This window comes from Vibrio sp. 1078-1 (assembly GCF_033340475.1).
Window position 1 is genome coordinate 58,575 of record NZ_JAWOWM010000004.1, and the last position, 15,515, is coordinate 74,089.

Genomic DNA, 15,515 nt, shown 5'->3' on the forward strand with positions numbered 1-15,515 from the left:
AATACTGAGCTTTATTGCAAAGGCGACCACCAAGTTTTAGCTAATAAGGCTGATGCTGCTGAGTTTTTCTTTGCAGCTTTTTATATCGCTACGAACTTTCAGCAGAACCGAGTTATCCGCCTGCTCTGGGTGGGAAGTAATCAAATTCTCAATCTCTTTGAGTACCTTGCTTTCGACACCTTCAAGCTGTTCTAAATACATAGACTCTTTGTCAGAGGACACTTCCTTCATCACGTCGCTGTAGACCTCACGCGCCTTGATGGTGTAGGAAACCGGAGTGTCGTCGGCAGATTCTTCATTGTTACTTGCTAGAGAGTAGGGAGTGAGCTCAATGACTGCACGCTCACGTACTCTGAGCAGTTCTACCAACACATTATTCAAAGAAGTGTTGTCGATGTTCTCGATGGCCTTGTTGTAAATTTCATTTCCGCTTTCGATAAGCTCAATGATTGAGGCGATGTTTTCATTTTTCATATGCCACTCCTTATTTACTGGTGATAGGGGTGTTTGAGCGTATGGAATACAAACACGATGTTTCGTCTTCAGTTGCAGGTTGTATGCCAATGAACTTTAAGTCTTATTAATCAGTGACTTAATATCTTGTTTTGCAATAACTTGCTAACAGTCGGTAAGGCGCTAAGAAAAAATTACAAGAATGGCGGGGAAAGCCTGGAAAGAATTACACGTACAGATACGGCTTTTTATCAAAATAAAAATAAAATCAATAAAAAACAATAACTTAAAATTCTGGCATGGATATGGCTTTGTAGGGAGTAAGTGAGGTCAAACATTGTTTCACTTGATTCACTATTCAACTCATTAATGGAGGCTAGTTATGGCTACTACAAAAGAAAGCACAGTAAAACCTCAAGAGCAGTTAGAAGAAGCATATCACTTAGCGGAACAAGCCACGACGGAAGCCGTTGGCGCGATGAAAGACCAAGCCAAAGAGAAGCTGGATGTAGGTGCACAGCAAGTTCAGCAGGCGACTAAGTCGGCAGAAAATGTAATCAAGGAGCGCCCATTGCTGAGCATAGGCTGTGCCTTCCTTGCTGGTTGGGCGGTTTCGAAGCTGATCAAATAATAGTGGTCATCAAGGATTAAGCCACACAACAGAAAGGCGAGGCTTCACATGAATAACTCAGGGCAAGTTACCAATCAGCAATCAGGCTCGGCGGCTTCAGACAGCGGCCGAGCCCCTGATGGGGCAGAAGAACAGGATATCCAACAAACCATTAATGGTTTGAGCAGCATTCTTGCGCAATTGGACCAACTGACGAAATCGCTAAAAGCATGGTCAGGTTCAACGTTGGATTTGTTCCTCTTGGAGATGAAAGTTAACGTGTCCGCAGTGCGTCAGATTTTGCTGTGTACCGTTGTTTTTACCCTATTGTCGGTATTGTTCGTATTCAGTTTGTGCCTTGCCTCTGGGGTGGTGGCTTATCAGTTAACTGCCAACGTATATGTTGCCGTGGGTGTATTTATCACATCATTAGGCTTGGCATTATTTGCTTTAGCCTGGTGGCAGAAGCGTTTAGTTGGATTTCTTGGATTCAAAAATACGACAGAACAATTACAGGAGGGGTGGGATGCGCTCGCTACAAAAGCTCAATCGAGCCATGCGGATCAAGCGGATGGAAGGTAAAGCGTCTCTAGAGCAATGCTGTTTGTCGATGGAAATGTTCACGTTTACCACCAAGAAGTTTGTGAGAGAAAACCCTTGGACGACATTAGGCATTAGTGCTGTCGTTGCCGTTACCGCTGCAAAAGCAGGTCGATTGTCTCGACTGACTTCTTCTATTTCGTCAATGGGGCTATTGGTTAGCAGCGTGTCTGATATTACCGATTCGCTCACAAAGCCGGTCGCGGCAGCTTCTCTGGATGAGTCAGATGCGGAGCAAAATGGAAATGCAGCAACACAAAACAAATAAGCAACGCTGCGACGACAGAGGGCGAACCACTCTAATAGCGGATTTCACCGCAAAATTTTCTTACCGATTCTGAGCTTATTATGACAGCGAAATTGAACATTCCTGCCAACACTGCGATTGGTGCAACGCTTCTCGTCCTGTTACTCGTCCCAGGGCTGTATTTTGCCAAGCCAATATTGTTACCTATTGTACTTAGCACCTTTATTTCTCTGCTGTGCAGTCCTTTCATTAATTATCTTGAAGACAAAGGCTTACCACGTGCTATTACCGTCGTGTTGACACTGTCATTCCTCGTTGGCGCCTCAATTATTGGTCTTGCCGCCATGTCGGAGCCCGCCAAGCAATGGTGGTCTGAGCTGCCCAGTATCGTGAAAAATGTGTCGCAAGAAGTAAGTGAAGTGACTAAAGCTTCGGCTGATCACCTTAATACTCCATTGAATATCGCCAATGATATGAGTATGGATGAGGTCGGGAACAACACCGTCTTTTCTTTGGTAAAAACGCTCGCGACCACTACGCCGACGATTTTGACACAAGCGATGATCGTGCTGTTTATGGTTTACTTTATGCTCAATCATGGACGAAGCTTATTTCGAAAGTCAGTGTCTTACTTACATGGGTTTGCCAAGCAGCGCCAAGCGATTGAACTGGTCAAAGCACTACAGAAAGACCTATCTCGATACATTGGCACTATCACGTTGGTGAATGCGGGACTTGGGTTGAGTGTTGGGGCGGTGTTTTTTGTTTTAGGCCTTGAGGACCCGTTCTTGTGGGGCGCGTTTGCTGGCGTGATGAATTTTGCGCCGTATCTCGGCCCAGTCATCTCCATGGTGAGTTTCGGTTTTGTGGCTTATCTGCAGTTGGAGTCGGTCAGTTTTATGCTGACGGTGGTGTCTATCTATTTACTGCTCAATTTGATTGAAAGTCAGTTTGTTACACCAACACTATTGGGGAAAAGGTTTAACTTAAACCCGTTAGTGATTTTTGTTTGGCTTGTTTTTTGGGGCTGGCTTTGGGGCGGAATGGGACTATTGATCGGTGTGCCGTTGCTGGTTTGTATCAATATTTTGGTTGATCGTCTAGAGCTATGCCAATCAACCCAAAATCAAGCAAAACAAATCACCTCCGCGGACGTGGCACCGCGAGAGTGACTTGAGGAGCAAGCTGGTTCAACGAAACAGTTTTTCAGCGCTCACTGGCTGACTAAATAAATATCCCTGACCATAAATACAGCCTTTTTCGAATAAATAATCGGCTTGTTCCCGAGTTTCTATCCCTTCCGCGACGACTTTCAACGACAGCGTTTTTCCCATGGCAATAATGGCATTCACAATCGCGTTGCTGTCGCTATTACTTGGGACATCACTGACAAATGAGCGGTCAATTTTCAGTTTGTTGATTGGCAAACCTTTCAAGTAAGACAAAGACGAATAGCCAGTTCCAAAGTCATCCAGAGAAATCTCAATACCCAGCTCTCGTAATTGATTTAACGATGCAATGGCTTGTTGAGGGTCGATCAGTAAAAAGCTCTCTGTGATCTCCAAATCTAACCGTTGGGCAGGGTATCCGGTGTTATCGAGGATAGTACTTAATCGCTGAATGAAATTTGACTGCTGAAGCTGCAATGCAGAAACATTGACGGCGATTTTGCCAAACTCGATGCCCTGGTCCAGCCAAGCATTACCTTGCAAACAGGCTTGTTGTAACACCCACTCACCAATGCTTTGAATCAGCCCTGTTTTTTCTGCAATTGGAATAAAGTCTGCTGGTGGTACAAGGCCAAACTCTGGATGCTGCCAGCGTAATAAAGCTTCCACGCCGACAATCGTATTTTGTTCCAAATTGTATTGCGGTTGGAATTCTAACCGGAGTTGTTGTTTTTCTATTGCTTGATGCAAAGCGGATTGAATGCGTACATGGGATACGGATTTATCGGTCAAATCCGGTGAGTAAAACGCGTAGCCGTTGCGTCCATTTTTCTTCGCTAAGTACATCGCGGTGTCTGCGTTTTTCAGTAAGGTTTCACTGTCTTGACCGTCTCTTGGGTACAAGGCAATACCAATACTTGTCGAGACACGAAGTGAGTCGTGGTTTGCCAAGTCGAATGGTTGCTGGAATACGCTTAGAATATCGCCGACGGTTTCCAATAAGGAAACATCACTATGGATGTCTGGCAAAATAATCACAAATTCATCGCCGCCAATGCGAGCCACATGCGCATTGAGGTGAAGCACATCTTGCAGACGAATCGCTAACTTAGACAGCAATTGGTCACCACAGAAGTGGCCCATGCTATCGTTGATGTGTTTGAAATGGTCGATATCTAAGAATAGGGTGGCAAACGTCTGCTGGCTTTTGTGTCCGGTTTCGATGTGTTGCTCGAGTAAGCTAAGTAAATGAGTGCGATTAGGTAGATTGGTTAATGGATCGTAAAAAGCCATGCGCTGCAGCTTTTCTTCGTGTGCCTTACGCACAGAGATATCTTCAAACACACAAATGTAGTTAATAAGGTGGTTTTTATCGTCCATTACGGCGCTAATGGTCGCTAATTGCGGATAAATGCTGCCATCTTTCTTTCTGTTGATGAATTCGCCTTTCCATTGGCCTTTGTTTTCGAGTTGATGCCACAACTGTTGATAGAAACCTTGATCATGATGACCTGAGCGCAGAATTCGTGGGTTTTTTCCTATCACCTCTTCAGAGCGGTAACCTGTAATTTGGGTAAAAGCCGTGTTTACATCAATGATGTTGGCATTGCGGTCTGTAATGACCATGCCTTCTTGCGAATTGTTGAAAATTTGGGACGCTAAGGAGAGCTGCGTTTCTACCATTTTTCGGCGGGTGATGTTACGTGTCATCCCCAGAATGCCGATTAAGTTTCCCGCATGATCACGGACAGGAGACTTAATGGTTTCTAGCCAAGTGGGGTTATTGTTTTCATCAATTTGACGGCATTCTTCAACAATATTTTGCGTGCCAGTGGCTACCACCAATTTATCGGCATCAATGAATTTTTCCGCACGTTCATGGCTAAACAGGGCAAAATCGTCTTTGCCAATGATTTCACTGTTGGTTTTTTGCCACGCATTTTCTACGCTTCGGTTGGTCATCGAATAAAGACCATCCATGCCTTTTATCCATACGTGGTCTTCAAGGCAGTCGATAAACTCTTGTAGTGTTGGTGTTGGCTTTATTTCCGCGCTTTGATGTCGCGTTTGTTCTTGCTGACAGTGCAAGTTGATATCAAAGCTGATCCGCCCCGCGATTGCGCTTAGCCATGCCGAAACAACCGTTGATTGATCATTAGGGTGAGTCAGTGTCAGTACGGCAAGCAATTCGCCATTAGGTAGCCAAATCGGTCCAATGCTCAAGGTTTGCTCTTCAAAGGGGGTATGGCTAACTGTAAAATCTGTCGGCGTAAAGTGATCGACAACTTGCGTTATCACATCGACGATAGCACGATGATTTTGGGTTGAGGTGGACACCTCAGTCGATAGCCACTGCTGAGTATCGCTCAGAGTATAAAGCTGTCCCTGAGCTTGAGTTACATTACAGCATTGTCGCAGAACGTGTTGCCAGTCTGCCATCAAAGGCGAAGGAATAGCGAAGCGAAACATAATTAATAACGAGTCCTAAATCGCCCAAAGGTAATTATATTAGAATCTAGCGTAAGCTATTGGGCTTTGTGAGTATCGTATCCAACGCGTAGCTAAATCCTAGCAGCGTAAAGTGCTTTCTATCATTAAAATGTTATCTATATCTCTTTTTTATCCAACTTATTGCATCGTTTTTTAGGGCTTTTGATAGGTGATTAAGAAGCGTTTACCGCTTTGGTTTTCTTGCCCCATGAGACTTGCTGAATGACTAAGCCACTGATGATCAATACTAGGCCAATCAAGGTTGAAGGGTGAATTTCTTCGCCGATGATGGTAGCTAACAACATGAGTGAGATAAATGGAGAAGCAAAGATCAGATTACTGATACGCGCGGTGTTTTGCGTTGATTTGAGTGCGCTCAGCCACAAAACGAAAGTGATCCCCATTTCAAACAGTCCGACATACGTCACCGCTGCCCAGCCTTTAGCTGAGATCATCTGCCAGCCAGCACCTTCATAAAGACTTAAACCAATGGCGAATGGAATAGCGACCAAAAAGCCGAGCAGAACGCCAACCACAGGGTCGGCCTTATTTTTGGTATTTAAAATCCAGTAACCGGCCCACAGCAGCGTTGATAGCAGCGCAAGACCAACACCCAACGGGCTCTCAAATTCCATGCCTAAAAGATTGCCTTGTGTGGCAATCACTATCACGCCGACATAACTAAAACCGCAAGCCAGCCAGTCCTTACCACGGATCTTTTGTCCTAAGAAAACAGCGGCCATTAGCGTTAAGGTGATGGCCCAGCTGTAGTTGATCGCTTGAGCCTGAGATGCGGGCAGCAAGTCATATGCTTTGAACAGAATAACGTAATACGCCAAAGGGTTAATCAACCCAAGCAGTAGGTAATACCAAGGGTTTGAGAAAAATGTAGCACTTAACTGGCCCAATTTACCTTGCACACCACAGATTACTGTTAGCGCAATCGCAGAGACGATGCTGGCAATGCATAGCATTTGAATAGGCGTAAATTCTGCCAACGTGAGTTTAAATGCGGTTGCAACGGTAGACCAAAGTAATACTGCTGAGAGCCCAAATCCTAGGGCGCGACGCTCGTTCATGATGCCTCTGCGTGATGATGTGCCGCTCGGTTTGGATAATTTGAGCGGAAGAAAGAATATTATAGGAAGGCCTAGTGTATGCGAGGATTTTTCATCCAACAAACTGGACATTTATCCAGTGTCTAAATACCATTGTTATAGATACAAAACACAGGCTAACTCGCTATTATGCAATGGATTCTTGAGTACCAATCTCTCATTCTCTCTTCTCTTTGTGCTGCCACGCTTAGTGGTGTCGCTGCCGGTTGGTGGGTGAAACAGCGTTTTATCACCCAAACTCAGCTTCTCGAGCAACAACTTGTTTCAGAAAAACAGCTTCATCAACAGCAACTTGAACAGGTCAAGCAAAGCCTTGCCGATGCTCAGCAAGAGTTGGATGAATTAGATGATGAGCGCGATAAAGCCGCGTTTGAAGTACGCCAAACACATGGAAAGCTGATGGCAGCAATGGAAAAACTGCGTTACTTCGAGGCTGTAAAGCAAGAGCGCCAGCAATACTTTGATGAGCTTGGCCAAATGCGTGAACACAAATCACGTCTAGAAACGCAGCTGCGTGAACAGCAAGCTCGCCATGAGCAAATTAACCAAGCTAATGCCGAAAAACTGCAAATTTTAGAACAAGCAGAAGCACGCTTGAAACAACAATTTGAGCACTTGGCCAATCAACTGTTTGAAGAAAAAACCGCGAAGGTCGATTTGCAAAACCGTCAGAGTTTAGAAGGCTTGTTGTCACCGCTTAGAGAACAGTTAGAAGGGTTCAAAAAGCACGTTAATGACAGCTTTAGTCAAGAAGCTAAAGAGCGCCATACCTTAGTGCATGAGCTGAAAAACCTGCAACGTTTGAACGAGCAAATGACGCGCGAAGCGGTTAATTTGACCCAAGCGTTGAAAGGGGACAACAAACAGCAAGGTAACTGGGGCGAAGTGGTGCTCGCTAGGGTACTTGCCGAATCTGGCTTGCGTGAAGGGCACGAATATCAGACTCAGGTGAACTTACAAAATGAAGCTGGCAAGCGTTACCAACCTGATGTCATTGTTCATCTCCCACAAAACAAACAAGTGGTTGTGGATTCTAAAATGGCGCTGGTTGCCTATGAGCGCTACTTCAACGCCGAAACTGATGCTGAGCGCGATCAGGCTTTGAATGCGCATTTAGCCGCTCTACGTGCACATATCAAAGGGTTAAGCATGAAGGACTACCACAAACTCAAAGGTATTCAGAGTTTGGACTATGTTCTGATGTTTATCCCGGTTGAGCCGGCGTTCCAAGTCGCGATTCAAGCCGATCCAAGTTTGATCAAAGACGCGATGGAGCAAAACATCATTTTGGTGAGCCCAACAACGTTGCTGGTGGCATTGCGCACCATTGATAATCTATGGCGCAATGAACGCCAAAATGAAAACGCCAAAATGATTGCGCAGCGTGCGACAAAACTCTACGACAAATTACGATTGTTTGTAGACGACATGGAGGGGCTCGGTGGTGCGCTGGATAAGGCGAATCAAAGCTATCAAGGTGCGATGAACAAGCTTGCCACAGGGCGCGGAAATGTGATTCGCCAAGCCGAAAGCTTTAAACACTTGGGAGTTGAAATTAAACGACCGATTTCTTCCGACCTCGCGCAGTTAGCGCAGAGTGATGCATTTTCAGAAAATGACCCGTTAGTAGAAAGACATCCGGCTGAGGATAAAGTAAACTAATCGCCCGCAGTGCAGTGGGCGATTTTATTTGTCAACAAACGCCCCGTAGAGGAAAGCGCTGCCTAAGAGGAATTAGAATGACGGACACAAGTTTGCAATCCAATACAGCGTTAGAGAATGAAACCACTCACTTTGGTTTCTCTACAGTGGCAAAAGACGAAAAAGTGACTAAGGTTGCCGAAGTATTCCACTCCGTGGCAACAAAATACGACATCATGAATGACCTGATGTCAGGTGGTATTCACCGCCTTTGGAAGCGCTTCACTATCGATTGTAGTGGCGCTCGCCCTGGCCAGCGTATTCTTGACCTAGGTGGTGGTACGGGGGATTTGACGGCGAAATTCTCGCGCATTGTTGGCGATGAAGGCCATGTCATCCTTGCCGATATCAATAACTCAATGCTTAACGTTGGTCGCGATAAACTGCGTGACAACGGTATTGTGGGTAACGTGCATTACGTTCAAGCCAACGCAGAAGAACTGCCGTTCCCTGATGATTATTTTGATGTTATCACCATCAGTTTTTGTTTGCGTAATGTGACAGACAAAGACAAAGCGCTTCGTTCAATGTTCCGCGTACTGAAGCCAGGCGGCCGTCTATTGGTGTTGGAATTTTCAAAACCAGTGCTAGAGCCGTTATCGAAAGTATACGACGCATATTCATTCCACTTGTTGCCGAGAATCGGTGAGCTAGTTGCGAATGACTCAGAGAGTTACCGCTACCTAGCGGAGTCAATCCGTATGCATCCAGACCAAGAAACGCTGGAAGGCATGATGCAAGACGCAGGTTTTGAAAACACCAAATACTACAACTTAACTGGTGGTATTGTGGCTTTGCATCGCGGTTATAAATTCTAAGGGTTAACGGCATGCCATTTGAACCACTTATCACCGCTGTGATTGAAACGTCACTGAATACACTGATCAAAGACGACCCAGCATTGGGCCGTCGTTTAGCGCGTCTAAAAGGTCAAGTTATTCAAGTTCACCTGAAAGAGATCAATAAAACACTGACATTCGTTTTTAGTCAGCAAATTGATGTGCTTGGTCATTACGAAGGGCAGCCTAACTGCTATCTATCGCTCAACTTGAGTGTGTTACCAGAGCTGCGCGATCAGGCCAACATCACTCGTCTTATTAAACAAGATAAACTTGAACTCGAAGGCGATATTCAATTGGCGCAGAAATTCTCTCAGTTGATGGTGGATTGCAAACCAGATGTTGAAGAGTGGTTGTCTCGCGTGACTGGCGATGTCGCCGCACATACCTTTGTGCAAGGTTCAAAAAACATCGGCAACTTTCTTGCGTCTCAAGCAGAAAAACACCAGCGTCATCTTGCGCAAGTAGTGACTGAAGAATGGAAACTGGCTCCCGCTCCGTTAGAAGTGGCCTATTTCTGCGACCAAGTTGATGAGGTTCGCAGCCAGGCTTCTCGCATTGAAGCTCGTTTAACGGCTTTGCTGAATAAGCTGGATGCAGATAAGCCTGCATTGGAGAAACCATGACGCCAGCAGAACTAAAGCGCTTATACCACATCGCCAAAGTACAACTGGAATACGGCTTAGATGAGCTGCTTCCCGATCACCAACTGACCAAAGCTCCGCTTTTACTGCGCAAAAGCTTGTTTTGGATTAAGAACAAGCACCCAGAAAAACCACTCGGTGAACGTCTGCGTTTAGCACTGCAAGAGCTGGGGCCGGTTTGGATTAAGTTCGGTCAGATGATGTCGACGCGCCGTGACTTATTTCCTCCGCATATCGCTGATCCCCTAGCTTTACTTCAAGACCAAGTCGCTCCTTTTGATGGCGAGTTGGCAAAAAAGCAGATGGAGCAAGCATTAGGTGGTCCGTTAGAAAAATGGTTTACCGAGTTTGATATCAAACCACTGGCGTCTGCGTCGATTGCTCAGGTACATACTGCGCGCATAAAAGACACTAACCAAGAAGTGGTATTAAAGGTTATCCGCCCAGATATTCGCCCAGTCATTGATTCAGATCTAAAACTGATGCACCGAATGGCGCGTATAGTCGCCGGAGCGATGCCTGAAGCACGTCGTTTAAAACCAGTTGAAGTCGTGCGTGAGTACGAGAAAACCCTGCTTGATGAACTCGACTTGCGACGTGAGGCGGCGAATGCCATTCAGTTGCGCCGCAACTTTGAGGGCAGCGAAGAATTGTATGTTCCTGAAGTTTTTCCCGACTTCAGTAATGAAACTGTCATGGTTTCTGAGCGAATATATGGCATTCAAGTCTCTGATATTGAAGGCTTGAAAGCAAATGGCACCAATATGAAATTGCTCGCGGAACGCGGTGTGAGTGTGTTCTTCACTCAGGTGTTCCGAGACAGCTTTTTCCATGCCGATATGCATCCGGGTAATGTGTTCGTCAAACCCGAACATCCAGAGAACCCAATGTGGATAGGGCTAGATTGCGGAATCGTTGGTACACTTAATAGCGAAGACAAGCGTTATCTGGCGGAAAACTTCCTGGCGTTTTTCAATCGTGACTACCGCCGAGTGGCGGAGTTACATGTGGATTCAGGGTGGGTGCCTGCGGATACCAATGTCGATGAGTTTGAGTTCGCGATTCGCATTGTGTGTGAGCCTATTTTTGCTAAGCCATTGTGCGAAATCTCCTTTGGTCATGTGTTGTTGAATTTGTTCAACACGGCACGTCGATTCAATATGGAGGTTCAGCCACAGCTTGTACTGTTGCAAAAAACGCTATTGTACGTGGAAGGGCTTGGTAGGCAGCTATATCCTCAACTCGATTTGTGGGAGACCGCAAAACCATTCCTGGAGGAATGGATGATGAATCAAGTTGGGCCGCAAGCTCTAGTGAATGCGATTAAAGACCGCGCACCATTTTGGGCAGAGAAATTACCTGAACTGCCAGAGCTACTTTACGATAGCCTGAAACAAGGTAAAGCGATGAATCAACGTATGGATCAGCTTTATCAAGGGTATCGCCAGAGCAAGCGCCAGCAGGCGACAGGAAAGTTTTTGTTTGGCGTTGGCGCGACTTTAGTCGTATGCTCGGCAATATTGGTGAACGATGCTTTTGAGCAGCTTTCGTTGGCCTGCGGTATCGCAGGTGTCACATTTTGGCTGCTTAGTTGGCGAGCTTATCGTCAATAGACGTTAAACTCTTGAAATATTTTTGTTTGTTTAAAGACCCGAGGTAAAGAGAATGGGTGGTATCAGTGTTTGGCAACTTCTAATCATTGCTGTAATTGTTGTATTGCTATTCGGAACAAAGAAACTACGCGGTATCGGTGGCGATCTGGGTGGTGCCGTTAAGGGCTTCAAAAAAGCGATGAGCGAAGATGAACCTGCGAAAAATGACAAAGACGCAGACTTCGAACCAAAAAGTCTAGAAGAGCAGCAGAAAAAAGAAGCTGCTCCTGAAACGAAAAAAGACAAAGAGCAGGCGTAAAACGTGTTTGATATCGGTTTTTGGGAACTGGTATTAATATCTGTTGTTGGTCTGGTCGTTCTTGGGCCGGAGCGTTTGCCTCATGCTATTCGCAGCGTGTCTCGCTTTATCGGTGCCGCTAAGAGTATGGCAAATAGCGTCAAAGACGAATTGTCACACGAGCTGAAAGTCCAAGAGCTGCAAGAAAACTTGCGCAAAGCAGAACAAATGGGGATGGATGATTTGTCCCCTGAGTTGAAATCTTCAGTTGAAGAGTTGAAGAAGGCAGCGCAATCTGTAAATCGTCCTTACGCAAAGAACACCGATTCAGAGGCTGAGCCTGTAAAAACAGAGCCAGCAGCAGAAAAGGTAGAGAAAGCGCAAGAGAGCAAGGTTACAGCGGCAGATAAGAAAGCCGAATAGTCTCATTAGGAGGAGCTACTAGTGATTGGTAGCTCCTTTTTGATCTGGTTTTTAATAAGAGGTTTGCCATGTCTACCGTCGAGCAGACACAACCTTTAATTAGTCATTTGTTGGAGCTTCGCAACCGACTACTGCGTTCAATCCTCGCAGTGTTGGTCGTGTTTGTCGGACTAATTTATTTCTCTAACCACATTTACGAGTTTGTTTCCGCACCTTTAGTAGAACGTCTACCTGAAGGCGCGACCATGATTGCTACGGATGTAGCGTCACCTTTTTTTACGCCACTTAAGCTGACGTTAATTGCTTCGGTATTTATTGCGGTGCCGTTTATTTTGTATCAAGTTTGGGCCTTTGTAGCGCCAGGTTTGTACAAGCATGAACGTCGATTGATCATGCCACTGCTGTTCTCTAGTTCGCTATTGTTCTACTGTGGAGTGGCATTTGCCTACTTCGTGGTATTTCCATTGGTGTTTGGCTTCTTTACCGCCATCTCTCTTGGTGGAGTAGAGTTTGCAACTGATATCTCGAGTTATCTCGACTTTGTGCTGGCGCTATTTATGGCGTTTGGTATCGCATTTGAGGTGCCTGTTGCGATTATTTTGTTGTGTTGGACTGGGGCCACTACACCAGAAGATTTAAGACAGAAACGTCCTTATATTATAGTGGCTGCGTTTGTCGTAGGTATGGTGTTAACGCCACCAGACATGATCTCGCAAACCTTACTCGCTATTCCGATGTGTTTACTGTTTGAAGTCGGTTTGTTCTTCGCGCGTTTTTATACTCGTCGAAGCGAAGAAGTAGAAGCGGAAACCGAAGAATAAGGCTAATCTAGATGTGAAAAGCGGCTCAATTGAGCCGCTTTTTTTGCGGTTGGTTTTTTCTTGGGCTAATTACTTAACTTTCATGACGTAACCACATTTTGTGCATACGTATACTTCCTTGATGCCCAGCAGCTTTTGAAAAAAACTGCGCGGTACGCGTTGTAAGTAAGCACCATGTGTACACACTTCAACTTCCATATTCATGCTGTTTTACATTTGTGCTAATTAATGGGCGTAAATCAGTATAGAAAAATAATGTGTCGAGTTGTCGACAGTTTTGCAAAGCGGACGAAGTAAAGTGACGATATGAGAAGTAAGTAGAGTTGCTAGTTAATTATTATGTTTATCAATAATTTTGTATGGATTGTTCTACTATTTCAACGGGTTGAATCGTTCATTCAATAGTTTAGGTGATAAAAAAGCGACGTTGATTTCGTCGCTTTTTTCAATTCTCGTGAATTAAATATTAAACAGCTTTTTGGCATTCTCAGTCGTTATGGCATCGATGGTTGCGATGTCGACATCACGCAAGTCGGCAACACGTTGTGCAACGAGAGAAGTGTAGGCTGGTTCATTACGTTTACCACGGTGTGGCACAGGCGCTAAATATGGACAGTCGGTTTCTAAAATGACCCACTGCATATCCAAATGTGGAATGACTTTATCCATCCCGCCATTCTTAAAGGTCGATACGCCACCCAAGCCTAAGTGGAAGCCTAGCTCATTGATTGCTTGCGCTTCTTCTAAGCTGCCTCCAAAACAGTGGAATACACCACGCAGACGACCATCTTGCTCTTGTCTTAGCAAAGTGAGTGTTTCTTCAATCGAATCACGAGTGTGGATAACGACTGGTAAGTCCATCTCTTTTGCCCAGTTAAGTTGAGCTACGAACGCCATTTCTTGCTCAGCACGATAGGTTTTATCCCAATACAGGTCGATACCGATTTCGCCCACCGCAATAAACTTGTGTTTCTCAAACCAACCGCGGATGATCTCCAACGTTTGTTCAACATTGCTGTCCACATAACAAGGGTGGAGTCCCATCATTGAGTGGCACACGTCAGGATATGCCGCTTCGGTTTGTAGCATGGGCTCAATAGAGTCCAGATCGATGTTTGGCAACAGGATTTTATTAATGCCTTGCGTTAAGGCGCGTTGTACTACTTCATCGCGGTCGTTATCAAATTCGCTGGCATAGATGTGCGCGTGGGTATCGATCATCGTTACTCTCTGTGCTTCATAGTTGGTTTCGTATTCGAAGTATACTTGAGTGTGAGTGCTGGGTCATTTTCAGTTTTTTTCATTACCTTTTTCCAGATTGTCACTCGCAACATGCATCAAGAGTGATATGATTTTGTTCACCAGATGATTTGATCATCATAACCGTCCAGACAAGGAGAAAATGGTGTCTGTATCAATTCAAGGTCCATTCCCTGCACGCCGTATGCGTCGTTTACGTAAGCACGATTTTAGTCGTCGTTTGATGGCTGAGAACCAACTTTCTGTTAATGATCTGATTTATCCAATGTTCATTCTTATGGGTAAAGATCGTCGTGAGAGCGTGGAGTCCATGCCGGGTGTAGAGCGTTTGTCGATTGATTTAATGCTAGAAGAAGCACAATACCTTGCAAATCTAGGCGTTCCAGCAATCGCGCTTTTCCCTGTCGTAAACCAAGACGCTAAAAGCTTATGTGCTACTGAAGCCTACAACCCAGAAGGTTTGGTTCAGCGAGCAGTACGAGCGCTTAAAGAACACATTCCTCAAATTGGTGTAATCACAGACGTGGCACTCGACCCATTCACGACACATGGCCAAGACGGCATCATCGATGAAGATGGCTACGTAATGAATGATGAAACCACAGAAGTATTGGTTAAGCAGGCTTTGTCTCATGCAGAAGCGGGTGCTGACGTAGTCGCGCCTTCAGACATGATGGATGGCCGAATTGGTAAGATCCGCGAAGCATTAGAAAACGCGGGCTACATTCATACTCAAATCATGGCTTACTCGGCTAAGTACGCATCGAACTACTACGGACCATTCCGTGATGCGGTTGGCTCTTCTTCAAATCTAAAAGGCGGCAACAAGAAAAACTACCAAATGGACCCTGCAAACATTGACGAAGCGATCCATGAAGTGGCGCTAGACATCAATGAAGGTGCGGACATGGTGATGGTTAAACCTGGTATGCCATACTTAGATGTAGTTCGCCGAGTTAAAACCGAACTTCAGGTACCGACGTTTGCTTATCAGGTGTCTGGTGAGTACGCGATGCATAAAGCGGCGATCATGAATGGCTGGCTCAAAGAGCGTGAAATTGTGATGGAATCACTATTGTGCTTCAAACGTGCAGGTGCAGATGGCATCTTAACGTACTTTGCGAAAGACGTTGCTGAGTGGTTGGCAGAAGAGAATGCACAAACTGCTCAACACCTAAATCGTACTCCGGAAGCGACAGAAGAGTAATTATCGCTCAGTGAGAAATACCAGACCAACAAGAGTTGTTCGT

General features: G+C 45.3%; 16 protein-coding genes. 12 read left to right on the forward strand and 4 right to left on the reverse strand.

The window, feature by feature from the left end; translation table 11 throughout:
- Positions 1 to 36 precede the first annotated feature (36 nt).
- The gene (locus R7190_RS10125; RefSeq protein ID WP_005379194.1) at positions 37 to 474 is read right to left on the reverse strand and encodes a DUF2383 domain-containing protein; all 438 of its coding nucleotides are present in this window, start codon (positions 472 to 474) and stop codon (positions 37 to 39) included.
- Between the two features lie 361 nt (positions 475 to 835).
- On the opposite strand from R7190_RS10125, the gene R7190_RS10130 reads away from it, so the two are divergent.
- The 4 genes from R7190_RS10130 (at position 836) to R7190_RS10145 (ending at position 3,082) form a co-directional block, all read left to right on the forward strand.
- Positions 836 to 1,084, forward strand: coding sequence for a hypothetical protein (locus R7190_RS10130; protein ID WP_005379196.1), 249 nt, complete (start codon positions 836 to 838; stop codon positions 1,082 to 1,084).
- 48 nt (positions 1,085 to 1,132) lie between these two features.
- The gene (locus tag R7190_RS10135) at positions 1,133 to 1,645 is read left to right on the forward strand and encodes a phage holin family protein (protein WP_005379198.1); all 513 of its coding nucleotides are present in this window, start codon (positions 1,133 to 1,135) and stop codon (positions 1,643 to 1,645) included.
- Positions 1,635 to 1,931: a glycine zipper domain-containing protein gene (locus tag R7190_RS10140; RefSeq protein ID WP_053349761.1), complete on the forward strand. Its 297-nt coding sequence runs from the start codon at positions 1,635 to 1,637 to the stop codon at positions 1,929 to 1,931. Before R7190_RS10135 ends, R7190_RS10140 begins: the two co-directional genes overlap by 11 nt.
- A gap of 80 nt (positions 1,932 to 2,011) precedes the next feature.
- Entirely contained in the window at positions 2,012 to 3,082 is a 1,071-nt protein-coding gene (locus R7190_RS10145; protein WP_005379202.1) for an AI-2E family transporter, read from the forward strand.
- A gap of 18 nt (positions 3,083 to 3,100) precedes the next feature.
- Here the strand turns inward: R7190_RS10145 and R7190_RS10150 are convergent, their stop codons facing one another.
- A complete protein-coding gene (locus tag R7190_RS10150; protein WP_053349760.1) occupies positions 3,101 to 5,548 on the reverse strand; it encodes an EAL domain-containing protein in 2,448 nt (815 codons plus the stop codon).
- Between the two features lie 194 nt (positions 5,549 to 5,742).
- The gene (locus R7190_RS10155) at positions 5,743 to 6,648 is read right to left on the reverse strand and encodes a DMT family transporter (RefSeq protein WP_053349759.1); all 906 of its coding nucleotides are present in this window, start codon (positions 6,646 to 6,648) and stop codon (positions 5,743 to 5,745) included.
- 168 nt (positions 6,649 to 6,816) lie between these two features.
- Between R7190_RS10155 and rmuC the strand changes: the two genes are divergently transcribed.
- The 7 genes from rmuC to tatC all read left to right on the forward strand — a co-directional run bounded on the left by rmuC (position 6,817) and on the right by tatC (position 13,005).
- A complete protein-coding gene (gene rmuC, locus R7190_RS10160) occupies positions 6,817 to 8,349 on the forward strand; it encodes a DNA recombination protein RmuC (RefSeq protein WP_005379209.1) in 1,533 nt (510 codons plus the stop codon).
- A 77-nt stretch (positions 8,350 to 8,426) separates the two neighbouring features.
- Positions 8,427 to 9,206 carry a bifunctional demethylmenaquinone methyltransferase/2-methoxy-6-polyprenyl-1,4-benzoquinol methylase UbiE gene (gene ubiE / locus R7190_RS10165; protein ID WP_005379210.1) on the forward strand — a complete coding sequence of 260 codons (780 nt, stop codon included), beginning with the start codon at positions 8,427 to 8,429 and terminating at the stop codon, positions 9,204 to 9,206.
- An 11-nt stretch (positions 9,207 to 9,217) separates the two neighbouring features.
- A complete protein-coding gene (locus tag R7190_RS10170) occupies positions 9,218 to 9,853 on the forward strand; it encodes an SCP2 domain-containing protein (protein WP_005379213.1) in 636 nt (211 codons plus the stop codon).
- On the forward strand, positions 9,850 to 11,484 hold the full coding sequence (gene ubiB / locus R7190_RS10175; protein WP_005379226.1) for a ubiquinone biosynthesis regulatory protein kinase UbiB: 1,635 nt from the start codon (positions 9,850 to 9,852) through the stop codon (positions 11,482 to 11,484). Before R7190_RS10170 ends, ubiB begins: the two co-directional genes overlap by 4 nt.
- A gap of 52 nt (positions 11,485 to 11,536) precedes the next feature.
- Positions 11,537 to 11,782 carry a Sec-independent protein translocase subunit TatA gene (gene tatA, locus R7190_RS10180; protein ID WP_005382958.1) on the forward strand — a complete coding sequence of 82 codons (246 nt, stop codon included), beginning with the start codon at positions 11,537 to 11,539 and terminating at the stop codon, positions 11,780 to 11,782.
- 3 nt (positions 11,783 to 11,785) lie between these two features.
- On the forward strand, positions 11,786 to 12,184 hold the full coding sequence (gene tatB / locus R7190_RS10185; RefSeq protein ID WP_033905892.1) for a Sec-independent protein translocase protein TatB: 399 nt from the start codon (positions 11,786 to 11,788) through the stop codon (positions 12,182 to 12,184).
- A gap of 68 nt (positions 12,185 to 12,252) precedes the next feature.
- Positions 12,253 to 13,005 (forward strand): twin-arginine translocase subunit TatC, encoded by a 753-nt coding sequence (tatC, locus tag R7190_RS10190; protein WP_005379234.1) that lies wholly within the window; start codon positions 12,253 to 12,255, stop codon positions 13,003 to 13,005.
- Positions 13,006 to 13,464: 459 nt separating this feature from the next.
- Here the strand turns inward: tatC and R7190_RS10195 are convergent, their stop codons facing one another.
- Positions 13,465 to 14,226, reverse strand: a complete 762-nt coding sequence (locus R7190_RS10195; protein ID WP_017821949.1) for a TatD family hydrolase — start codon at positions 14,224 to 14,226, stop codon at positions 13,465 to 13,467.
- Positions 14,227 to 14,410: 184 nt separating this feature from the next.
- On the opposite strand from R7190_RS10195, the gene hemB reads away from it, so the two are divergent.
- Positions 14,411 to 15,472: a porphobilinogen synthase gene (gene hemB / locus R7190_RS10200; protein ID WP_031777176.1), complete on the forward strand. Its 1,062-nt coding sequence runs from the start codon at positions 14,411 to 14,413 to the stop codon at positions 15,470 to 15,472.
- Positions 15,473 to 15,515: the final 43 nt, after the last annotated feature.